At 33.6% G+C, this 22,437-nt stretch carries 20 protein-coding genes; 7 read left to right on the top strand and 13 right to left on the bottom strand.

The window, feature by feature from the left end; all coding sequences use genetic code 11:
* Positions 1-80: 80 nt before the first annotated feature.
* From Q0845_RS01290 to Q0845_RS01270, 5 genes are read left to right on the top strand one after another with little or no spacing between them, the layout of a single operon-like run.
* Positions 81-869, top strand: a complete 789-nt coding sequence (locus Q0845_RS01290) for a hypothetical protein (RefSeq protein ID WP_298507944.1) — start codon at positions 81-83, stop codon at positions 867-869.
* 32 nt (positions 870-901) lie between these two features.
* The gene (locus Q0845_RS01285) at positions 902-1,552 is read left to right on the top strand and encodes a hypothetical protein (RefSeq protein WP_298507941.1); all 651 of its coding nucleotides are present in this window, start codon (positions 902-904) and stop codon (positions 1,550-1,552) included.
* A complete protein-coding gene (locus Q0845_RS01280) occupies positions 1,528-2,307 on the top strand; it encodes a sensor histidine kinase (RefSeq protein ID WP_298507938.1) in 780 nt (259 codons plus the stop codon). The genes Q0845_RS01285 and Q0845_RS01280 overlap by 25 nt, the downstream gene beginning before the upstream one ends.
* Positions 2,304-2,747, top strand: a complete 444-nt coding sequence (locus Q0845_RS01275) for a response regulator transcription factor (protein ID WP_298507935.1) — start codon at positions 2,304-2,306, stop codon at positions 2,745-2,747. Before Q0845_RS01280 ends, Q0845_RS01275 begins: the two co-directional genes overlap by 4 nt.
* On the top strand, positions 2,711-2,947 hold the full coding sequence (locus Q0845_RS01270; protein WP_298507932.1) for a response regulator transcription factor: 237 nt from the start codon (positions 2,711-2,713) through the stop codon (positions 2,945-2,947). Before Q0845_RS01275 ends, Q0845_RS01270 begins: the two co-directional genes overlap by 37 nt.
* Before the next feature lie 4 nt (positions 2,948-2,951).
* Here Q0845_RS01270 and Q0845_RS01265 read toward each other — a convergent pair whose 3' ends face one another.
* From Q0845_RS01265 to Q0845_RS01210, 12 genes are all read right to left on the bottom strand, one after another.
* On the bottom strand, positions 2,952-3,518 hold the full coding sequence (locus tag Q0845_RS01265) for a hypothetical protein (RefSeq protein WP_298507930.1): 567 nt from the start codon (positions 3,516-3,518) through the stop codon (positions 2,952-2,954).
* A 161-nt stretch (positions 3,519-3,679) separates the two neighbouring features.
* Positions 3,680-5,455 carry a DNA mismatch repair protein MutS gene (locus Q0845_RS01260; protein ID WP_298507927.1) on the bottom strand — a complete coding sequence of 592 codons (1,776 nt, stop codon included), beginning with the start codon at positions 5,453-5,455 and terminating at the stop codon, positions 3,680-3,682.
* Between the two features lie 114 nt (positions 5,456-5,569).
* A complete protein-coding gene (locus Q0845_RS01255) occupies positions 5,570-6,316 on the bottom strand; it encodes a T9SS type A sorting domain-containing protein (protein ID WP_298507924.1) in 747 nt (248 codons plus the stop codon).
* A 102-nt stretch (positions 6,317-6,418) separates the two neighbouring features.
* Positions 6,419-7,141: a response regulator gene (locus Q0845_RS01250; protein WP_298507921.1), complete on the bottom strand. Its 723-nt coding sequence runs from the start codon at positions 7,139-7,141 to the stop codon at positions 6,419-6,421.
* Between the two features lie 7 nt (positions 7,142-7,148).
* Positions 7,149-9,215 carry a sensor histidine kinase gene (locus Q0845_RS01245; protein WP_298507918.1) on the bottom strand — a complete coding sequence of 689 codons (2,067 nt, stop codon included), beginning with the start codon at positions 9,213-9,215 and terminating at the stop codon, positions 7,149-7,151.
* A gap of 108 nt (positions 9,216-9,323) precedes the next feature.
* Positions 9,324-10,643 (bottom strand): T9SS type A sorting domain-containing protein, encoded by a 1,320-nt coding sequence (locus Q0845_RS01240; protein WP_298507913.1) that lies wholly within the window; start codon positions 10,641-10,643, stop codon positions 9,324-9,326.
* A 177-nt stretch (positions 10,644-10,820) separates the two neighbouring features.
* Entirely contained in the window at positions 10,821-11,738 is a 918-nt protein-coding gene (locus Q0845_RS01235; protein WP_298507910.1) for a M28 family peptidase, read from the bottom strand.
* Positions 11,739-11,815: 77 nt separating this feature from the next.
* Entirely contained in the window at positions 11,816-12,562 is a 747-nt protein-coding gene (locus Q0845_RS01230; RefSeq protein WP_298507907.1) for a succinate dehydrogenase/fumarate reductase iron-sulfur subunit, read from the bottom strand.
* Between the two features lie 10 nt (positions 12,563-12,572).
* The gene (locus Q0845_RS01225; protein WP_298507904.1) at positions 12,573-14,585 is read right to left on the bottom strand and encodes a fumarate reductase/succinate dehydrogenase flavoprotein subunit; all 2,013 of its coding nucleotides are present in this window, start codon (positions 14,583-14,585) and stop codon (positions 12,573-12,575) included.
* A gap of 16 nt (positions 14,586-14,601) precedes the next feature.
* Positions 14,602-15,261, bottom strand: coding sequence for a succinate dehydrogenase cytochrome b subunit (locus tag Q0845_RS01220; protein WP_298507901.1), 660 nt, complete (start codon positions 15,259-15,261; stop codon positions 14,602-14,604).
* A gap of 99 nt (positions 15,262-15,360) precedes the next feature.
* On the bottom strand, positions 15,361-16,593 hold the full coding sequence (locus Q0845_RS01215) for a hypothetical protein (RefSeq protein ID WP_298507898.1): 1,233 nt from the start codon (positions 16,591-16,593) through the stop codon (positions 15,361-15,363).
* A gap of 217 nt (positions 16,594-16,810) precedes the next feature.
* Positions 16,811-17,683, bottom strand: a complete 873-nt coding sequence (locus Q0845_RS01210; RefSeq protein WP_298507895.1) for a hypothetical protein — start codon at positions 17,681-17,683, stop codon at positions 16,811-16,813.
* A 214-nt stretch (positions 17,684-17,897) separates the two neighbouring features.
* Between Q0845_RS01210 and Q0845_RS01205 the strand changes: the two genes are divergently transcribed.
* Positions 17,898-18,791, top strand: coding sequence for a RimK family alpha-L-glutamate ligase (locus Q0845_RS01205; protein WP_298507892.1), 894 nt, complete (start codon positions 17,898-17,900; stop codon positions 18,789-18,791).
* Complete coding sequence (locus Q0845_RS01200; RefSeq protein WP_298507889.1) at positions 18,769-19,740, top strand: succinylglutamate desuccinylase/aspartoacylase family protein; 972 nt, start codon at positions 18,769-18,771, stop codon at positions 19,738-19,740. Before Q0845_RS01205 ends, Q0845_RS01200 begins: the two co-directional genes overlap by 23 nt.
* Positions 19,741-19,913: 173 nt before the next feature.
* On the opposite strand, the gene Q0845_RS01195 is transcribed toward Q0845_RS01200, so the two are convergent.
* Positions 19,914-21,860 carry an NACHT domain-containing NTPase gene (locus tag Q0845_RS01195; protein ID WP_298507886.1) on the bottom strand — a complete coding sequence of 649 codons (1,947 nt, stop codon included), beginning with the start codon at positions 21,858-21,860 and terminating at the stop codon, positions 19,914-19,916.
* Positions 21,861-22,437: the final 577 nt, after the last annotated feature.

Raw genomic sequence — 22,437 nt, 5'->3', positions numbered from 1 at the left:
ACTTCTACAAAAAGTAAGAATTTACTTTTTATTTGTAAGGTAAGTGCAAATAAATTTAGTAACTTTTAAAACCTAATAAAATGAAAAAACAATTATTTTTCTTAACTGTAATATTTACTACTGTTCTAACAATAGTGTGTTGCACCTCAATTCGTATTGATGCTTGTGATAATTGCTCAGATGGTACAATTCAAAATAGGAATACTTCTAGGTCGCTATTAGCATCATCATGTGAAGATCCTATATATATGAATTACAATGATGAGTCTATTAATAGAATGCCTGCTCAAATTGTTAGTGATATGATATTTGGTTATCAAGATAAGCAATTAAAGATAATCAATTCAGGAATTGACACCGATGATACAAAAGCCATTTGGTTTGATTTGGAAACTTTAAAAAAATTCATTTATAATATCGAGAAACTTTCTAAATGTAACGGAAATATCCCAGAAGAAGAATTAGGAGTTCGCATATATTATGCTATTTACCCTAAAACAGAAGGATGTACGTACAAAGGAAGTAATAATGATAATCAATTTAGATTTAATTACAACTGGGATATGAATATAGATAGATCAATAGAAAATAGTAACTCAATAGAAGAAGACCATTTGAATAGACATACTCTTGTGATGATTCCAACTAAAAAAAATGATATTGGAGAGCATATAGATTTCAATCCTTATAACACTACATCAAATAGAGAAGGGTTAGATTATCTTTTCGAAGATACAGATAGATGTAATGAAGGCATATTATCTTTAACTGTATTTCCTCAAAACGAAGGCTCAGAAAATCCAAATGCACAAAATCACGGTGGCTTGTTTCCTCCGAGAGGAGAAAAAGGTATGGCTTTCAAAAAGTAGTAACGATAATGACAGAAGAATTGCAAAATATAATGAGAGAGGTCCTACTAGGGTTTGAGTTTTGTGCTGCTCTAGTAGGTTGTCTTTATTTTGTAAGATTGAAAAACACCTATTGGAAATGGTTTTCTCTGTACTTACTATTTATTTTTATTCAAGATTTATTTTGGATTATCATTATTCCTCCTGGATCTACTTCTGTATTAGATAACTATGTCAATATGTATTATACATTTGTTGGTATTCCTATTCAATACCTATTTTTCTTTTGGTTGTATGCTTCTAAATCTTTGTCCCGCAAAAACTTATTTTATGGATTTTCTTCTGTATATATTTTATTTCTACTAGTCACTGAAGTATTTCTAAAAGAGTATGATTTAGGATTGCCTGTAAATATAATTATAGGTACTTTTTTACTCACAACACTGGTAATTCTAGAATTTATAAAGCAAGTACAAAACGAAAACACTCTTAAATTTAAAGAGAATAAAATGTTCTACATAAATACGGGAATTTTATTATTCTATTTTGGAACATGTCCGTTATCAATCTTAATTTCTAATGCATCCAAAGAACTTAAAAATCTAGGCTACACACCTTTCATATACTACTTTCTTATCTCTAATTGTTTAATGTATCTATTATTTTCAGCATCATTTATATGGGGGAAGAATCCATCAAAATAATAATCAAAATTTTTTATGTCACCTTCGTTATTTTTATAGGAGGAATGATCATATTTGTCTACGAGTTTCGAAAGAGAAGGCGAAAACATACCCAAGAAATTGAAAAATTAGATACACTTTATAAAAAAGAATTGGCACAAACACAAGCAGAAATTCAAACAGAAACCATGCGCCATATTGGGCGAGAAATTCATGATAATGTAGGACAAAAGCTAACCTTATCCAGCTTGTACCTACAACAACTTGTTTTTGAAAATAAAGCGCCGCAAATTTCAGAAAACATCAGTGCAATTAATGATATCATCAACGAATCATTGTTTGAGCTTCGCAGCCTTTCCAAATCATTGACAAACGATACCATTGAACAGTATTCACTAGCGACATTGATTGAAGAAGAATGCAAAAAAACACATGGATTAAAAACCTATGACATTCAATTTCAAAATCATACAAAAGGTTTACAACTTTCATATCAAATAAAAAGCATTTTAGTACGAATTACACAAGAATGCATACAAAATAGTATCAAACATGCGCAGTGTTCTACGATCAATATAACATTGTCAAATACCGATACTAAATTAGAATTAGAAATTTCAGACGATGGAAAAGGCTTTGATATTGAAACGATGCAAACCAACGGAATCGGACTGAAAAATATTAAAAAGCGGATCGATATTATTAAGGGAACTTTTGTATTGAAAAGCACTATAAATAAAGGAACAAGTGTCATTTTAAACGTACCATTACCATGAAACATACGATTGCTATTATTGACGACCATATTTTGATTGCGAATGCTTTGAAAGGCATTATTTCAAATTTTCCGCAGTTTGAAGTCATCCACATCAGTGAAAACGGTAAAGATTTTCAAGAGAAATTAAAAGTAAAACCTGTCCCTGATATTGTATTGTTAGATATTAGTATGCCGATCATGGACGGTTTTACTACGGCATTATGGCTTAAAGAAACACATCCTGAGGTTTTGATTATGGTATTAAGCATGCAAGATGATGAACTAAGTTTGGTAAAAATGATAAAAAATGGCGCCAAAGGTTATATGCTAAAAAATGCGCAACCTACGGAACTCGAAAGAGGCTTGAGTTTGCTTATAGAGAAAGGTTTCTTTTTCCCGATTGGGCTTCTGCAAAGATATTTATGTCAATTCGTGAGAATACAATTAATGCAGATTTAAGAGCCAATCTTTCAGAACGTGAAATTGAATTTTTAGGATATACAGCTTCCGAAATGACGTATCGTGAGATTGCCGAAAAGATGTTTTGCAGTCCGCGTACTATTGAAAATTATAGAGATAGTTTGTTTGATAAGTTAGATATTAAATCGCGTGTGGGACTTGCCGTATATGCCATTAAAAACGGATATTACAATTCGTAAAAACTTAATTCAAATGCTTTTTTTCAAACATTTCCATGAATAATTCTTTCAGTGTATCGTTTTCTACATTGTTAATGTAAATCGCTTGAAAATCATTGCGGAATTTTTGGATTTTTCGAAGATCAATACCTTTGTAGCGTATGGTGCGACTGATTTCATTCCAGATTTCCAATAATCGTCCAATGAGTCTTCTATTTGTTTCAAATTGCGCATTTAATTGTCCCAACATACTTTTGGTATAGCTTGAAAACAACGGCATTTTTGCCAATTTTTGCATGGAAACATTCATAAAGTGTTGAATTTCTTCTTCATTTTGAAAGGAAAAAAAACGATAACGTTCTTCTGTATTACACTTTTTACAAGCCACAATTCCAAACGTATCTTTGATCATCTGTGTGCAATCGTATGTAGATTCATAGTAGATTTCTAAACCCAAGTTGGTATTGATGATCAATACTTCACTTTTCACCAATTCCGTCAAGAAGTTTTTTAAAATAATGACTTGCTGATGCGAAATGATCAGTTGCTTCTTGTGGTGTTTTTCGTTTATGTGGAGATATTTTAAAGGCATAGCAATAACAAGTTCTAAATTAACGAATTAAATAATATAAAACTGTTAAACTATATTGTTTCGTATGATTTTGGTATTAGTAAAATTTATTTGACACGAGTATTTCGCGCTTACTTGTAATTTTTTTCTTTTGGAAGAATAACCAATCTTGACTCAGAAAATCACTCTACAATCTCCATTTTTTTCAATAAGAAAGAAGCATTCATGTTTGAACAGATTCCTTTTTTGAGTAAGTAGCCGAAGAAGAGTTCATCGTTGATGATTTCTGCATCAAAGAAATAGTTTTTCACTTGATCAATTTCTTTTTCCAATTCGCATAAACTCAAATCGTGCGTAGCAATGATTCCGGCAGCATTTTGAGAAGCCAGTTTTTGTACAATTTTTTTAGAACCCATTGCTTTATCGTGACTGTTGGTTCCTTTGAGGATTTCATCTAGAATGATAAAATACGTATCATGTTCAATTTTGTCTACAATCATTTTTAAGCGCTGCAATTCCGAAAAGAAATACGAAGCGCCTTCTGCCAACGAATCCGTCGTACGCATGCTTGTAATGAGTTTTATAGGCGAATAGACAGCATCTTTTGCACAGATTGGCAAACCAACGTTCGACATGACAATACTGAGTGAAACCGTTCGTAAAAACGTACTTTTTCCGGCCATGTTTGCACCTGTTACAATGTAGAATTCTGAGTTTCCAATAATGAAATCGTTGTCAACTCGGTTTGCAGTTCGCAATAATGGATGTCCTAGTTCTGTTGCCTGAATCACCTTTTTTGCAGTAGTATCAATTGTTGGATAACTAAATTGTGGATGATTGAACGCAAAATTTCCTAAGCTATTGTAAGCATCAAAAAAGGTAACTACTTCAAACCATTGTGCTACTTTTTGGTTGTGTTTTTGAATCCAAAGTTCTATTTGATACGACTTTGAAATATCCCACAGTAAAAAACCGTTTAAAAAGATTCCAACTAAAATATTATTTCGATTGTCTAAAGCATCAATTCGTCTCGAAAACCCTTTCACTAAAGTCGATGCTTTTTGCACATCGCTATGAATGTTTTGTTGTTTTTGTTTTAGCAATTTGGATGTAAATGTTTCTTCTTCTATGCGTTGCAATAATTGACCGTATTGCTGAAATGTATCTTTTGCTTTATTGGTATTTAAAGACAGTTTTGTGATGCTTTTTAAGAATCTTCCTGTAATTCCCAATCCGACAAATAACCAAAGTAATACTGGTAAAAACGGAATGATTTGCAGTGATGAAAGTGTAATGATGGCCACAGAAATTCCTGAGAAAATCAATGGCAAATATCGAATCGCTTTGGGAATAAAACTTTCGTATTCATGCAACCACTTTGTAATACTTTTGGACGTTGTTTCTACTTTTATGAGCAATGCAATGGCAGAAAAATGCTGTCGCCAATCTGCTTTTTGATTTAGTTCTTGGATGGCTTCTTGTCGTGTTGCAATGTCTAAAATATCATTGCTTGCCAACAATGCTGCCAATTCATTTTTTCCTTCTTTTGTCGTTGATCTGTTGAGATATTGGAAGAATGAAGCATTTCCAAAGAGATCAATATCATAACTAAATTCGTGTGAAGCATCCAAAAATTCTTCGCCTGTTGGCAATTTAGACAAATCTCCTGCTAAGACATCTAACTCTAATAGATTGCATTGAATTAAGGCTTTTAACTTGTTGCTTTTGTATACCAAATCTGAATGGCGAAAGACTAAGAATAGAAAGATTGCCATACCAACCACAGAAACTAATACTACATATCCCCATTGTCCAAATAAAAGATAAATCGCGAATGCGAGACTTAAAAAAACTATCAAACGTAGAAAGCTCGATTGATTAATTTTTCTGCGCTGCACTCTTAATTCGGCTTCAAATTTGGCTTTTTGTTGTGTGTAAAAGTCTTTCGGGTTTTGCATGATGGTATTCTGAGAAATATCTTCCCAAGAAACAAAAAAAAACGCAAACCATATAGATTTGCGTTCGTAAGTATTTCATCCTAAGAAAAGTTTAACAATTACCTATTGATTGCACTACTTTTTTACAAACTTTAGCACTCTTTTTTCTAGTTGAATGAAATAGATTCCTTTGTTCAGTTGCTGAATATTAATTGGTTCATTTACGTTTACAATTCCTTCCAAAACTTTCTTTCCAGAGATATCTAGTATTGTATAGTTTTCTGCTTTTTGTAAAGATGTTAATTGAATATTATTTGCCGCAGGATTTGGATAAACACGCAACTTAATTTCGTTTGTATCAACATCAGCTATGCTTAAGGTAGAATTGTCAATACTTACGCTGAAAGTTATAGCTATATTCGATGGAACTCCTCCCCAATATGCTGTTCCTCCAGGGTGAATAGGATCAAATACAAAATTGGCAAAAATAGAGTCAGACGTATTTTCTTTTTCTATGATGTATGTATATATTGTAGACGGATTCATCATAATCATGAGTGCCGAAAAATCATATACTGCACTACCATTTACAGGAACTCCTGTTAATTCTCCTAGTACATTTCCTCCTAATCCATCACCTTCATATAGGCGTACAGTTACTGTTGCATTTGGGTTTGGAGAACCAAGAACTGTTGATGTAATTGATGTTAAAATTCCTTCACAAGTAGCACTTGTAGTAAAGGACATTCCTGTAAAATTTGGTATTGCTCCACCAGAACTACTACCTGAACTAGTAGCGCCTGAGTAACTAGGTCCGCATTGTGCATTGAGAAATAATGATGCGTTGATGAGCATCACAAAAGTGAGTAGTTTTTTTATCACAACATGTAAGATTTTAGGTTAAGACTATAAATGTATCTAACCTATTGATCACTTTTCTTACAAATGTTCTGAGCTCCTCTGAAAATGTTCTGAATGCTTGTTTTAGAGTAGATTTATTTTTTGAAGCAAGTCATCTTTGTATTTTTTTCCGATGGGAATATTGACATTTAAAACAGTGATATTGCTTTGATCGATTTTTTGTAGATATTCTAAATTAACAATATAGCTTCTGTGTACACGCACAAATTTTTTACTAAGCTTCGTAATGATCTTGTTTAAATTACCGCGAATGACATGTTTGTGATTATTAATCAACTGAATTTCGGCATATACATGTTCACTTTTGATGAAGAGTATGTCTTCAAATTTTAGCTTTATAAAAATGTTTTTTTCCTTGATAAAAAACGCGTCTTTGATGATTAATTCTTCTTCATTGACTTCGCCAATTCGTTTGGAATAATTGTATAAGGCAATTTCGATAGAAGTATATAATTCATCTTTGGTAAAGGGTTTTACCAGATACGCTGGCGGCATTACTTTTTTAGCTTGTGAAACCGTTAAAGGATCTGAATTAGACGTAAGGAAGATGAACGGAAAATCGTAGTTTTTTCTAATTTTTTCAGCAATATCAATACCTGTTTTGCGTCCAGATAATTGAATATCTAAGATTGCTAAATCCGGTTTTTCACGTTCTATAGCTTCTATAGCTTCTGTATAGTTGATCACTGGTTCTAAGGCTTCATAGCCCAAATTGTCCAAGGTATCACAAATATGATCTGCTATAATGATTTCGTCTTCTACTACTAATATTTTTACTTTGCTCATAGCTTTCTTAGTCTAATAATGCTCTTTTTTGTGTGTCTTTAAAAGTAATTTCAAAGCTTGCTCCATCTTCATTATTCAGTAAGAAATTTCCTTGTAGTTGTTTGGTTAGTCGTCGTACCAAACGCAGTCCTAAACTTTTTACTTTTGCTAAATCAATAGCATCATCCAATCCTTTTCCATTGTCTGCTACGACCAATTTATATTCGTCTTCGTTTACTTTATTAATTGATATGTTTAGTTCGTTATCTTTTGCTGCTTCAAACGCATATTTATACGCATTGGTAATTAATTCATTTACAATTAAGCCTAGTGGAATGGCTGTATCAACATCAAACTGCATGTTTTCTGTACTGATATTGGTTTTCACCTTTTTCTCGGAAGCGTACATGTATGAAAGCTCTTTGACTAAGGTTTGAATGTACTCATCAAAGTTGATTAAACCTGTATCGTTTTGATAGAGTTTTTGATGAATTAATGCCATCGATTTGACTCTATTTTTCCCTTCATTGGCCAGATTTAGTGCTTTTTCATCTTCAATTCCTTTGGTTTGTAATTCGAGCAAACTCGACACAATTTGGAAATTATTTTTAACTCGGTGATGTACTTCTTTCAGTAAGAGTTGCTTTTCCTGCAATGCTTTTTCTATGATTTTATTTTTTTCGTCTAAAACTTTAGAAGTTTTCTTTTTACGTTGATATGCGTAATAAGCAAACCCTCCCAGTGCTAATGCCAACACAAATAAACCTAATAAAATTTGCTGTACATGTCGTTCTTGTTGAAGTTCATTTTTTTGCTGTAAGTCTAAAACAGCTAATGTTTCCGCATTCTGAATACTATCTTTGTATTGTTGTTTTTCAAATTCGTAGGTAAGTTCCAGCTCTTTGATTTCTTCTACGTTTTGTCTGCTAAATGCGGAATCTTTGATGGCAGCATAGGTTTCCAAATATTTATAAGCCGCTCTGGGTTGGTTTATTTCATTGTAAAAATGCGATAAGGCTTTTGCTGTGTATTGTTTGTCTTTTAATACATTTAGTTCATCCCAAATATTATATGCTTTTTCAAAGTATTTGATAGCATTCGCTGGATTTTCCTTTGTTGCCCAAAAGTCACCTTTTATTTGATTTAAATATCCATGAAAACGCTTGCCCCTTCTTCCTAATTGTACTTTGCTAGCAGCTTCTAAATAGTAATAAGCACTATCTAATTTTTTTTCATTCTTTAGCATGCGCGCCAAATGCACATAGGCATAGGCTTCTCCAGCATTGAAGTTTATTTTTTTAGCACTTTTGATCGATTTGTATAAGTTTTGTTTTTGCGCTTCTATAGGCACACACAAACAACTTAAATGAATCATGGCTTTGTTGTTTCTCCAGATAGAAGTTTTACGTCCATTCCCTTTAGTTTCATAAAAGGAAATAATTTCATCAAGTGTGGCCAAACCTTCTTCATATTGATTGTTTGAATACTGAATATAACTTGCTGTTTTTAATAATGGTATCAATAGTTGTTCATTATCTGGCATTTGCAGCGCAATCTTTTTGGCTGTATTCAAATCTTTGATGGCATCTGCATTTTGAGAAATGTTGTTGTAAATATTAGCTCTTGTTGAATAGGCTTCTATGATTATTCTTTTAGCTGTAATTTTTTCTGAAAATTCAATAGACATATTTGCATACGAAAGTGCATTTTTATAATCAACTCTAACCTGATATGCTCTCGCTAACAAATTAGAATTTTGAGCTAGTAAAGTCGTATCTTTTAGTTCTTTAGATAGTTCAAATGCTGTTTGTATATAGTCTAATTGTGCTACACTTCCATCATCTGCATTCATTCCCAATTTTGTGATTATAGCAATCAATTGGTTTTTATCGTTTGATTTTTCAGCAAGTTCCTTTTGGAGATTTAATAAAGTATTGATGGTATCTCTATTTTGTGTCTTGGAAAGCACTTCTGAGATACTATCATACTGTTTTTGAATCTGTTGCTTTTGTGCAGAAACAGAAAAAGCAGTACATAATACTGCTATAAAAAGATAGGATTTAAATGGTTTTATAGATGTTAGAAATCTATTCATGGTGATTAGCTTTGGTTATTACAAATGTAACCATTTTTGACGTCAAAAGAGATTCACTCATAAATAAGCAAATCTCTCTTTTTTAATAAAAATCCTAATCACTGTACATTAGTTCACAGTAATTTTTTTGACAATAATTTTGCCATCATCGCTTTTGATTTTTAGGAAATACAATCCAGATTTTAGGTAGGAAACGTCAATCTGTACAGCACTATCATTTTGATTTTGTTTACTACTATATACGACTTGCCCAGTTATAGTATACATTGATAGACTTGCATTGTTGACTTTATTGTGTTGAAATTGTACTGTCAGTATATCATCTACAGGATTTGGACTTACCGTTATTTTTGCGATACTTTCTTCTTCAACGCTTAACGGTGATGTCAAAACTCCTTCAAACCAAGCAAAATATCCTGGACTAAACGATCCTAAAATAGCATCTAATACGCCGTCTCCGTTAACATCTCCAAAACTAATTGTTGCAAACTGCCCGAAATCAAATGTTTCTAAATCTCCTGGCATATTTTGATATGCATACGTTCCAAAATCTGGCGCTATAGCTGTACCAATATTCTCTACCCAACGTACAATTCCTGTATCAGTTCCCATAATTAAATCATAGTCACCATCACGATCTACGTCTTCAAAGCTAGGAAACGTTACCAGTATATCGCCGTGTGGCCAGTTACGATCCAATACTCCTGTACCTGTATTCATATCCCACGGATTATCTAAATGTAGTCTACGTTCAAACATTGGCACCATTTCTGTTCCAGTATTTTCAAGATACGATATCGAATCACTTCCCATACCTACCAAATCATAGTCGTTGTCATTATCTAAATCGACAAACCCAAGACCTGGAAAGTTTGCTATGTTCTGGTTTAATATTCCAGGAATGGTCGCTTCTACAAAATTTGGCGCTGTAGCAGATCCTGTGTTTTCATAATAATGAATATCATTGAAGTTAAATTGATTTATATCATTTTTAGTCGCCAAAAATAAATCAAAATCACCATCATCATCGATGTCTATAAATTGACCTTTTGTTTCATTATTCCCTCCTGGAGCAATGGCAACAGCATCTAATGCTGGATGTGCTGTTTGCACCCAATTTGGCGATGTAGGAGAACCCGTATTTTCATAATAAAATAATTTTCCATCCGCAGCTTGTGCGCCAGAAACCATATCTAAATCGTTATCTCCGTCTAAATCTACCAATACTGGTGCGCTTAATCTTCCAGTTAATGTAGGTAAAACGGCTATATCTAAACCTGCAGGATTTGGTCCTGGGGCAGCTACTGAACCCACATCAGGAGCATTTGAATTTATTCCCCGAAATTCGAATGTATCAGGAAATACAGCTTGTGCTGTTAATACGTATGTGCAGAGTGCACATGATAAAAAAAGTAGTTTTTGTTTCATAAGATTTGAGTGTTTTCAATAGGTTAGCGATGTAAATATAATTTGAAAAACACCTAGCGGCTTCTTAAATGTTCTGAACCATCTATATAATGTTCTAAACTCCTTTTTCCTGTTGTAAAGTAAAAAAGCGAATATCTTCGAAAAGATATCCGCTCTTACTTTTTTAGTTATTTTTACTTACAATTTCTTTTGATCGATTGCTTTAAAAAATGTGGTAATAGTTTGCACTGCATTGGTATAGAATGCTGGATGAATATTCTCAAAATCATCTGTGGGTTTGTGGTAATCTTTGTGGTCTTCTACGCCAAAATAAATGAATGGAATTTTTGCTTTATGAAAGCCAGCATGATCACTTGCATACGTCCATTCTTTATGACCAATTTTTAGATTTATATCTCCACTCGTTTTTAGGTTTTCTACAACTGGTTTCAGCTGTTTGTAATATTGTGGTCCAACCGCATACAACTCTTTTTTATCGCTTCTGCTAATCATATCCATATTGATATTAAGCTTGAGTTGTTCTTTTTTTACGATTGGATTTTTCACATAAAAGAAAGAACCTACCAATCCTTTTTCTTCCGCATCAAAAGCCGCTAAGATTACAGAGTGTTTTGGTGGATGTTTTTGAAAGTATTCTGCAAAAGCGAATAATGCGCTTATTCCAGAAGCATCATCGTCAGCTCCATTATATATTTTTCCTTGTTTTATACCTTCATGATCGTAATGGGCAGATATTACTATATATGCATCAGGTTTCTCGCTTCCTTTGATGAATCCGATGATGTTTTCGCCTTTTTCAATCTTCTTGTTTTTAGGCAATGGAAATGTTTGTATAAAGGTTTTTCCAAGTGGTTGTACTCCTAACTTCTCAAATTCAGCTACAATATAGTTTTTTGCTTTTGTAGCACCTGCAGTTCCTGTTTCACGACCTTCATAGGCATCAGAAGATAATTCTTTGACGTGTTTTAACAATGCTTCTTTTGAAAAGTCATACAAAGCTTTCGTAGGTGCTCTTTCCGCTACAGTTGTATTTTGTGAAATACAATTATATGTAAACAGTCCGCAAATGAGTAGAAAAAATCGTAGTCGTAACATAGTATTTTTTTGATGAAGATAATTAAAAAATCCCAAGCAGATTATACTTGGGATTTTGTATGTATGTGTATTGTTTTTTATCCTTTGAAAGAGGCTTTTAAATACTCACGATTCATACGTGCAATATTTTCAAGTGAAATTCCTTTTGGGCATTCTACTTCACAAGCTCCAGTATTGGTACAGTTACCAAATCCTTCTTCGTCCATTTGTTTTACCATGTTTAATACACGATCTGTAGCTTCTACTTGTCCTTGTGGTAATAAGGCAAATTGAGAAACTTTTGCTCCAACAAATAACATTGCTGAAGAGTTTTTACACGATGCTACACAAGCTCCACAACCAATACATGTTGCTGCTTCAAAAGCAGTATCTGCATCTTGTTTGTTTACAGGAATCGCATTGGCATCAATGGTATTTCCAGATGTATTTACAGAAATAAATCCTCCTGCATGTTGTATACGATCAAAAGCGCTTCTGTCCACTACTAAATCTTTTATTACAGGGAACGCTTTTGCTCTAAATGGCTCGATATAAATGGTATCTCCATCTTTAAACATACGCATGTGTAATTGACATGTAGTAACACCTCTATCTGGTCCGTGTGCTTCTCCATTAATATATAATGAACACATTCCGCAGATTCCTTCACGACAATCGTGATCGAATGCTACTGGCTCGTCTCCACTATTGATAAGTTGTTCGTTTAGTACATCTAACATTTCAAGGAAAGACATATCAGGAGAAACATCACTGATTTTATAATCAACCATTTTCCCTTTATCGTTAGCGTTTTTCTGACGCCATATTTTTAACGTTAAATTCATAGTCTTCCTTTTATTTGTAACTTCTTTGTTTTAATTCTATATCCTTGAACTCTAATTCTTCTTTATGTAATACTGCATCACTTGGTTCTCCTTTGTATTCCCAAGCTGCTACATATGCAAAGTCTTCATCATTACGTAATGCTTCTCCTTTTTGTTCACCTTCTAGTTCTACAGAGTCTTCTCTAAAGTGTCCTCCACAAGATTCTTCACGTACTAAAGCATCTTTAGCAAATAATTCTCCTAATTCTAGGAAATCTGCTACTCTTCCAGCTTTTGCTAATTCTTCATTTAGTTCTTCATTAGTTCCTGGAACACTTACTTCTTTCCAGAATTGCTCACGAAGTGCTTTGATTTCAGAAATTGCTTCTGTTAATCCTTTTACATTACGAGACATTCCAACTTTATTCCACATGATTTTACCTAAACGCTTGTGGAAGTAGTCTACAGAATGTTTTCCTTTATTATTTATAAAGAAGTCTAATTTTTCTTTTACTGATTTTTCAGCTTCTTCAAATTCTTTGGTATCTGTTGAGATTGGTCCTGTACGAATATCATCTGATAAGTAATCACCAATTGTATATGGCAATACAAAATATCCATCTGCTAAACCTTGCATTAATGCAGAAGCTCCAAGTCTGTTAGCTCCGTGATCGGAGAAGTTTGCTTCACCAATACAGTAGAGTCCAGGAACTGTTGTCATTAAGTTATAATCAACCCAAACACCTCCCATAGTATAGTGAACTGCAGGATAAATCATCATTGGTGTTTCATATGGATCCTCATCTACAATCTTGTAGTACATTTGAAATAGGTTTCCATATTTAGTTTTCACTACTTCTTGACCTAATTTCTTTACCAAAGCTGCATCGTTTACATCCATACCTTTAATGTATGCTTGCTCTTTCCCATAACGTTGAATTGCAGAAGCAAAGTCTAAGTATACAGCTTCTCCTGTTGCATTGACACCATAACCGGCATCACAACGTTCTTTGGCTGCACGCGAAGCAACATCACGTGGTACTAAGTTACCAAACGCAGGATAACGACGCTCTAAGTAATAATCTCTATCTTCTTCAGCAATTTCTGTTGGCCTTAAGCTCTTAGCACGAATTGCCTCTACATCTTTTTTGTGTTTTGGCACCCAAATACGACCATCGTTACGCAATGATTCTGACATCAATGTTAGTTTTGATTGATGATCTCCAGAAACAGGAATACAGGTTGGGTGAATTTGTGTATAACAAGGGTTTGCAAAGTATGCACCACGTTTGTGAGCTTTCCAAGCAGCTGTTACATTACTTCCCATCGCATTTGTGGATAAGAAGAATACATTTCCATAACCACCAGTTCCTAATACTACTGCATGCGCTGAATGACGCTCAATTTCTCCAGTGATTAAGTTACGTGTAATGATTCCTCTTGCTTTTCCGTCAACTTTTACAACGTCAAGCATTTCATGACGGTTGTACATTTTTATTTTTCCACGACCTATTTGACGGTTCATCGCAGAATATGCTCCTAATAATAATTGTTGTCCTGTTTGACCAGCTGCATAGAATGTTCTTGATACTAATACACCTCCAAATGAACGGTTGTCTAATAAACCTCCATATTCACGTGCAAAAGGAACTCCTTGCGCTACACATTGGTCAATAATGTTTGCAGAAACCTCAGCCAAACGATATACGTTTGCTTCACGAGAACGATAATCTCCACCTTTTACAGTATCATAGAATAATCGGTAAGTTGAATCACCATCTCCTTGATAGTTTTTCGCTGCGTTGATTCCTCCTTGTGCTGCAATTGAGTGCGCACGACGTGGAGAATCTTGAAAGCAAAATGCTTTTACATTGTATCCTAATTCAGCTAGTGTCGCTGCCGCAGATCCGCCTGCGAGTCCTGTTCCCACTACAATAACATCAATAAGACGTTTGTTTGCTGGGTTTACAAGATCGATTGTATTTTTATGTTTTGTCCACTTATCTGCCAGTGGTCCTTGAGGTATTTTTGAATCTAAAGCCATAGTTCTGATAAGTTTTTTAGTGTGCTAAATGGTGATATAATGCGATAAAAATAAATCCTACAGGAATTCCAATAGAATATACTTTGCTTATACCTTTTAGTGATTTTGTGTATTTATTATTCGCTCCAATTGATTGGAATGCAGAATTAAAACCATGTAGTAAGTGCAATGCTAAGAATACAAATGCAACTACATAGATTCCTACGATTACTGGGCTTTGAAAATGTTCTACAAGTTCAGGATAGTAACGTGTCGGATCTTCTGTAACAGGATTGATATATTTTACCATCATTTCGTGCCACCAAAGTTGAGACATGTGTACGATAAGGAAAGCTTCAATCAAAAGACCTGTCCAAATCATGTTTCTACTCATCCAAGAAGAATTGGCATTTCCATTGTTTTTTGCATATTTAACTTGACGTGCTTTGCGATTTTTCAACTCTAAGATGATTCCCATCGTAAAGTGAAAAACGATTCCAATAATTAGAATTGGTTGCAAAATAAATTGTACTGCCCAAAACGTTCCCATAAAGTGTGACGCTTCATTGAAAGCATCTGGACTAAATACAGAAAGAATATTGATTGCAAAATGTTGTAATAAGAAAAACATTAGGAAGAGTGCCGAAAGTGCCATTGCAAACTTTCTTCCAATCGAAGAATTTAAAATTCCGCTCATTATAATTGTGATTAATTATTTGTTACACAAATATACGGAGCAACAAGAACCTCTACAAGTTTTAGTAGTTGTTTTGAAGTTTATTTAGAATCGATTTAATTAAAAATTGAATCTAGGATTCACAATAGAATTGTAAATTGATCCAAATGAATAACTAAAACCAATGGTAGCCCAATAATTATAGCCCGATTGCAATTGTTGTTGTTGGAGTAATAATTCTTCTAGTGACACGTCTCCAGCTGGAAGATTGATTTGATTTCTGGTGATTCTATAATTTCCTCCAACGTTAAAACTAAAACCTTTAAATACTCTAATATTAGCTCCTAAATAAAAGCCTAAAGAATTCAGTCTTGTGTCGTGTAAGTACTGATTAAAAGACACTTCTCCATTGATGTTCCCCCATTCTTGACGCACACTTCCGCCTAATAAAATAACATGTTCAAATAAGAGTTCTTTCTCTTCACCAAATACAGATCGTTCAATATAATCGTTAAAAATTAATCCATTTCGATACGATAGAATGAGTTGCTTTTTTGCAGATTCTTCATACTTAAAAAAGTTATATTCTATCGCTGGTCTAAACCTCCAAAATAATTTATAATTACGATAGGTTGAAGTGCCAATATCTCCAAAAAAACCATAAGACCAATGACTATTTATACTCAAAACATCACTTACATTTAAAGATTTATTGTTGTTAATGGCTACAATATCTTCTCCATCAAATGTAAAGGTTGATTTGTTTTCACTAAAACTAGCTCTTATTGAGAATTTGTTTTTCTCTGTGACTCTTTTGGCTGATATATTAAAATTTAAATTACTCGATTTATTGGTTTCTTCTCCATTAAAATAACCTGCAGCACCAAGCCTGAATACCCAAAAATTCCAAGCATCATTTTCTATGACTTCTACTTCATTTTCTGGACTAGGAACAGAAACTGCGATATTGGCTGTATTTCCATTTTCTATCCAAAACCGAACAAGTCCCAATTTTATATGTTTTAAAATTTCACTTCTCACCGCATCGCTGGTCATGTCTGTATTGGTAGAGAATTCTACTTTATAGTTGATGTTTTCAAACTTGTTTTTGCCAATAAAATCAATTTCATATAAGCGTCCGCCACTTCCGTTTGCTTGTGTCACAAAAAATAAATGAACGTCACCTAAACCTTGATCTCTCACAAATTGAACATTGCCAAGATTTTGTTTAATGTAGGTATGATCACAAATGTTACAATCGAGAAATATTTTGAGATCATCATTTAAGTTTTCCTGCGAAAAAGCAATTGAAGAAATTAGTAATAGTATAAATAATGAAGTAGACTTTAGCATAATTTGAATTTGTGGGTAAAGCTAAATTGTCCTTCTGCAAGTAATGTCAAAAAAATGTAAAAGAAGTGTCAATCATTGTGAAAAACTAATGAAATAACATGGTATTTGTAGTGATTGATTAATTAGGCATGCTTTTTAATAAAAACCGCATTCCTCTTTAAAGTTAAGAGCGTTTATTTACTTTAAACTCTTCTTTTTAAAAATATCGTGTTTAGTGTTAATTGGAAATTGAAGGAATTAATCCTCTGAGTCCCATATCAATTGGCAGCTCACCAATTGCAGGTTCATATTTTCCGTCTGCGTTGATTTCTGTCCATTCAAAACTGTTGTTTACGGAGAAGGATAAGGTCACTTCTATGTCTTCAGTTTCGTTTCCTGTAATGGTAAATGCATTTGCAAATTGCCCAGTAACTACACATGAACCTTGCGGAATAGGTGATGTATTGAATAACGGATTGGGCACAGTAGTTGCTCCAGCTGGCGCTTGTCCTTGTGTGGTAAACCCTAAAGCTTCAAAAGCCCAAAATCCTTGTGCTTTGTTTTCGTTGATGTTAAAAAGACTTCCGTTGACATCAAAACCAGTGATATAGGTATTGTATCCAACAAAACTTGCCAATGTTCCGGTGATGTCATTTCCGTTTCGCAACAGATTGATGCTTCCTTCTTGATACGCCAACGAAACACGTACCCAATTGTAGGTTCCTTGCGCTACTTCTTCTAATGGAATTGTTAGAAAAACTTCCTCATTTCCTGCAAATTGTGCAGCTTGAAAATCAATCGCCAATGCGCCTCCTTGTGTCGTTTCTGGACCATTATAAATTATTTCTCCATTCCCTAAAAGTGTATTCGCGCTTGACGCAAATTCTATATAATTGGCACTCATTCGGCTGAATATTGGAGATTGCGCTGCATTCCCGACAGGAATTGTAGCAGGTTCTCCTAAGTTATTTAAACGTTCTTGCGTTGGATCGAACTTAAATTTTATAATCAGATTTACTTCGGGCAAGTTTGGTGTACAACAATCTTCATCAGATTTACACGATAAAAACAACATTCCTACAATTGCCAATACACCTATATATTTTTTCATCAACTTACTTCCTTTTGTTTTTATTAAAATATCCTATTGATAACGACCTAAGGTTATCAATTCGTATGTAATATATTGAAATCATACACTTTTAGCGTTATTTTGCCTGTAAAACATACCATACGTCTACAATTTATGATTTTTTCAGCATTGCAGATTTTTAAACTAAGAAAGTTTACTTATTTTTAGACAATCTTACTTGATTCCGCTTGCAATGAATATCTACATTCTATCTATTAGCTCCCGAATTTATTCTACGAATAGGTTGTATCATGAAGCTGCAAAAAAAGGACATAATGTACGCATTATTGATCATACAAAATGTGCTGTACTTCTTGGCGATGAAGCAAAACCACAAATTTATTTTGGCTCCGAAAATATTACAACTGGCGCGCATGCAATTATTCCGCGTATTGGTACTTCGGTGACGCGACATGGTTCTGCCATTGTAAAGCAGTTTGAAATGAATGGTACGTTTACCACTGCAAAGTCTTTAGGTATTATTCGTTCCCGAAATAAATTGCGCACAATGCAAATTTTAGCGCGAAAGCGTATTCCTATTCCAAAAACACTATTTGCCAAAGACACTTCTAATATTAAAGGACATATTGAATTGCTTGGTGGTGCGCCTATTATTATTAAGCTTCAAGAAGGTACGCAAGGACTCGGCGTGATGATTGCTGATAGCAAAAAATCGGCAAAATCAATTATTGAATCTTTGTATAATATGAATGTCAATATTATTATGCAAGAGTTTATTGAAGAAGCTAACGGACAAGATATTCGTGTGTATATTGTAGGAAATAAAATTGTGGCCGCAATGATGCGTACGAGTGGCGATGAAGATTTTAGAAGTAATGTACATCGTGGCGGAACGACAGAATCAGTAACGTTGACGAATTACGAAAAGAAGATTGCGATTCATACTGCCAAAGTGTTAGGTTTGCCTGTTTGTGGTGTAGATATTATTCGTTCGAAACGTGGACCATTGGTGATTGAAGCTAATTCATCTGCTGGTTTGGAAGGAATTGAAGCGCATACGAAAGTGAATGTGGCTGGAGAGATTATTAAATATGTTGAAAAGAATGCTCGAAAATTCGGAAAATAAAACAATTACAATTCACGGAGAAAGTGTACAACCTGGCGAAGCCAAATGGATTAAAATTCCAATTGATCGCTTGCCGACTGGAACTTTGATAGATATTCCTGTGTATGTGTTTAATGCTGAAAAACCTGGTCCGACATTGTTGGTGCAAGGTGGTTTGCACGGCGATGAGATTAATGGTGTAGAAATTATTCGCAGAATGCTGTTTGAAGGTTGTTATAAGATTAAAAACGGCGCTGTGATTGTATTGCCGTTGCTGAATATTTTTGGATTTATCCACTTTTCACGTCAAGTGCCCGATGGAAAAGATGTAAATCGTAGTTTCCCCGGAATTAAAAATGGTTCGTTAGCGTCCAGAATTGCCTATGAAGTCACGAATAAAGTGCTTCCACAAGTAGATTTTGGAATTGATTTACATACTGGCGGCGCACAACGACATAATCATCCACAGATACGTTATACAGAAAGCATGCCTGAGAGTAAAACGCTAGCACAAGTGTTTAATGCGCCTTTTTATTTTGCGACTTCGTTGATTGAGAAATCGTTTCGAAAGACTGCGTATAACCGAAAGATTCCGATTATTGTGTATGAAGGTGGCGAAAGCATGCGTTTTGATGAATATGCGATTAAAGAAGGAATTCAAGGAATTATGAATGTCATGAAATATGCAGGCATGATTGATAAGATTGATCCTATGTTGATTGAACGTGAGGAAAGTGAATTTTTATCCGCTCGTAAATGGTTACGCGCACCAACTGCTGGCATGTTTGTCCCGCAAATTATGAATGGAAGTTCTATTAAAAAAGGGGAAGTTCTTGGTTTTGTAACGGATACGTTTGCGGATTACTGCAAAGAAGTCAAAGCACCGTATGATGGTTTTGTGTTTTGTATTAATAATCAAGCTGTTGTGAATCAGGGTGATGCTTTGTTTCATGTGGGTGCTTCGGCGTAGCTCAGCAACCTTTTTTAGATACGCTGACGCTTTAGATTTTTAGACCGCTTCGCTTTTTAGACTTCTTAGAAACGTCTTTGCGAGGAGTTAACGACGTGGCAATCTGTTTCTGTAGTAGCAATAATTTTCTTAGAAAAATCTCAATACTCATAGCTCAATACTAGTATCTTTTTTCACCAATCTAACAATTCATCCTTTTCTTTTTCGGGATTGTTTTTTTCGAGCTGTTTTAGTTTGGCTAAGGCTTTATCATAATTGATTATCTTCTTTCTTTCATTAGAAAGACATAATACATTATTCATTATCTGAAAACAATCATCGCTATTCAATAAGTTAATACTATTATCATCTAGTCTGTGAAGTTTATTTTTTTCCAAATCTAAAATAAAACAATCTCTACGCTCTGGTCTTTTAACTTCTTCTGTTATATCTGAAAATATCTCTTTTATTAGTCTTACAACGTTTTGAAGTGAAATACTTTTTACGCTAGAGTTTATAACCATAGTATAAGGTCCTGAGACATTTAGATTTCGCATTGAGCGTGAACTATAATTCAATGGGTTTCTTTTAATGAATGAATTAAATATTTGCATCTCTAACCCTTTCTTTCTAATATTAATTATTTCAATATTTTTATTAAAATGCATCACAACTCTTTCTTTCACTAGTTTTTTAGTTTTTGAAAAATCATTATAACTCGTATTATCATAATCTCTAAATTTTTCCAAAAACCATTTCAAAATAGTATATTCAAAACCTTTACGATCCAATTCACAATACAATAGTAATACATTAAAGAAACGTTGATTTTCTTCATCTTCATATATCTTTTTTAATATATCAATCCTACTTTCTTTCGCATCTACCCAAATAAATTTAGCTGCAAAATAATCTTGTAACGATTTGTGTGCCCATTTAAAATTATTTCCTTCTTTTTTAAATAAAGGAACTGTATTTAATAAATCCTTTAAATAATCACTTTCCTTAAACTTTAAACTTGAGGTTTGTATTTTTGCCTTCTTAATAAATTGTATGATTGTATTTTTATCATACTCTATTTTGTTAGCCATAGATGAAAAATATGCAATCGCACGCAACACCTGTTCGAAATCGTCTTTATGCAGCTTACAATACTTTTCTCTTTTTAAATAACCATCTTTTGATAAATCATGTGCTTCAAATAAAGCATCGTACACTTGTTCGTAAAACTGGCTTTTCTTAACTGGGATATCTTTTTTGTACTCATAGGATTTGTATAATAAGGAAACTAGGAATGGATTGTTAAGATATTCTTGTAAAGTTTCATCGCTTTCTTTCAATTTTTGTATTAAACTATCAGCAATTTTTTTATGTCCATACATATCATATTTTTTCAATAATTCAAAAGCTTCATCATTTTTTAAAGGACTTACACTAAACTTTTGAAAATCTCCAAAAGAAGCTAAAGAATCTTCAGGTCGTGAAGTAATTAAAAAATAATTATCATCTGCTTTTTCTATAAAACGATGCAATTCTCTAATCGTAAATTCTCTATCAGCTAAAGCTATTTCGTCATAACCATCAAACAGAAAAATAAAATCACCTTCGTTAATTAATTTTAGAATAATATCTTGATTGATCTGTTTACCAATCTGAGACATTTGACTTTGTATTTCTTTTAAAATACTGTTCTTCTTTTTAATTTGACTTAACTCAATCAATACAGGAATTCCTGCTTTTTGCTCAATGATAGATTGAAATAACTTTTTAGTAATGGTCGATTTTCCCATTCCTGCGGTATCTTCTATAATTACTCTAGCATAATTTGGCAATAAATTTTCTGGATAACAATCGATTTTTATATTGACTTCTTCCCCTGTAATTCCTTCTTTGCAGCTTATCGTTAATGGTTGATATAAAATTTCTAATTGTGTTTGCATATTCGCAAATACCAAGGTATCTATTGTTAAAAACTTAGTGTAGCGTCTTGTTAAGTAATCGTGTAATTGTTCTTCAACACTTTTCTCGTTTACACTTGTTGTAGGAGATTTTTTAAATACAGCTTGTATTTTAGGTAACACTAAATCTTTTATAATTGGCAACACTAAGTTTGCAGTTAGTACTTCTTGGGAAATGCTCATCTTTCTTTATTGTTTTCTACAACTCTAAATTTAAGATAAAGATTACAACTATACAATGAGGTTTTCCGTAAAGAATGTCTTTTTAGCTTTATGTGAGAAGCTGAATCAAGTTCAGCTTGACGTTTACAAGAACACTTTGTTATTTGCAGTCACAGATTGCTTCGTTATGCTTCCTCGTAAAGACATTTCAAACAACAAACTAAAAAAATTCGTGAATTCGTGGTTGAAAAAAGATTCGACAAGGTCAATGACAAAAGTATAAAGATAGGTAAGATCCCACTTTTCAGTGGGATTAGTTCAACTTGCAATTTTGAATTCGTCTTTAGACTTTTCAAAACTGAGTTTCACTAAAAACCACCGCACAGAAATTACTTCCCGCACAGTGGCAAATTAGCATGTGAATGCTACTACTAAATTGTCAGTTCGAGCGCAGTCGAGAACACTTTGAAATAAATAGCATCTCGACTGCGCTCGATGTGACACGCTATATAAAGACATCTCAACTTTCTAACAACTCTTAGTTAAGCTAGAAAAAGACTCCGCTTTGCAGCGGAGTTAGTTCAACTTACAATTTTGA

The sequence above is a fragment of the uncultured Kordia sp. genome, assembly GCF_947489565.1.
In the GTDB taxonomy this organism is placed as follows: Bacteria; Bacteroidota; Bacteroidia; order Flavobacteriales; family Flavobacteriaceae; genus Kordia.
This window is presented reverse-complemented; position numbering and strand designations above follow the sequence as displayed.

What these genes read in the sequence shown, in the direction of transcription:
- Q0845_RS01290 (WP_298507944.1), top strand. Translation starts at nt 81, where the DNA reads ATGAAAAAACAATTATTTTTCTTAACTGTAATATTTACTACTGTTCTA.
- Q0845_RS01285 (WP_298507941.1), top strand. Translation starts at nt 902, where the DNA reads ATGAGAGAGGTCCTACTAGGGTTTGAGTTTTGTGCTGCTCTAGTAGGT.
- Q0845_RS01280 (WP_298507938.1), top strand. Translation starts at nt 1,528, where the DNA reads ATGGGGGAAGAATCCATCAAAATAATAATCAAAATTTTTTATGTCACC.
- Q0845_RS01275 (WP_298507935.1), top strand. Translation starts at nt 2,304, where the DNA reads ATGAAACATACGATTGCTATTATTGACGACCATATTTTGATTGCGAAT.
- Q0845_RS01270 (WP_298507932.1), top strand. Translation starts at nt 2,711, where the DNA reads ATGTCAATTCGTGAGAATACAATTAATGCAGATTTAAGAGCCAATCTT.
- Q0845_RS01265 (WP_298507930.1), bottom strand. Translation starts at nt 3,518, where the DNA reads ATGCCTTTAAAATATCTCCACATAAACGAAAAACACCACAAGAAGCAA.
- Q0845_RS01260 (WP_298507927.1), bottom strand. Translation starts at nt 5,455, where the DNA reads ATGCAAAACCCGAAAGACTTTTACACACAACAAAAAGCCAAATTTGAA.
- Q0845_RS01250 (WP_298507921.1), bottom strand. Translation starts at nt 7,141, where the DNA reads ATGAGCAAAGTAAAAATATTAGTAGTAGAAGACGAAATCATTATAGCA.
- Q0845_RS01245 (WP_298507918.1), bottom strand. Translation starts at nt 9,215, where the DNA reads ATGAATAGATTTCTAACATCTATAAAACCATTTAAATCCTATCTTTTT.
- Q0845_RS01240 (WP_298507913.1), bottom strand. Translation starts at nt 10,643, where the DNA reads ATGAAACAAAAACTACTTTTTTTATCATGTGCACTCTGCACATACGTA.
- Q0845_RS01235 (WP_298507910.1), bottom strand. Translation starts at nt 11,738, where the DNA reads ATGTTACGACTACGATTTTTTCTACTCATTTGCGGACTGTTTACATAT.
- Q0845_RS01230 (WP_298507907.1), bottom strand. Translation starts at nt 12,562, where the DNA reads ATGAATTTAACGTTAAAAATATGGCGTCAGAAAAACGCTAACGATAAA.
- Q0845_RS01225 (WP_298507904.1), bottom strand. Translation starts at nt 14,585, where the DNA reads ATGGCTTTAGATTCAAAAATACCTCAAGGACCACTGGCAGATAAGTGG.
- Q0845_RS01220 (WP_298507901.1), bottom strand. Translation starts at nt 15,261, where the DNA reads ATGAGCGGAATTTTAAATTCTTCGATTGGAAGAAAGTTTGCAATGGCA.
- Q0845_RS01215 (WP_298507898.1), bottom strand. Translation starts at nt 16,593, where the DNA reads ATGCTAAAGTCTACTTCATTATTTATACTATTACTAATTTCTTCAATT.
- Q0845_RS01210 (WP_298507895.1), bottom strand. Translation starts at nt 17,683, where the DNA reads ATGAAAAAATATATAGGTGTATTGGCAATTGTAGGAATGTTGTTTTTA.
- Q0845_RS01205 (WP_298507892.1), top strand. Translation starts at nt 17,898, where the DNA reads ATGAATATCTACATTCTATCTATTAGCTCCCGAATTTATTCTACGAAT.
- Q0845_RS01200 (WP_298507889.1), top strand. Translation starts at nt 18,769, where the DNA reads ATGCTCGAAAATTCGGAAAATAAAACAATTACAATTCACGGAGAAAGT.
- Q0845_RS01195 (WP_298507886.1), bottom strand. Translation starts at nt 21,860, where the DNA reads ATGAGCATTTCCCAAGAAGTACTAACTGCAAACTTAGTGTTGCCAATT.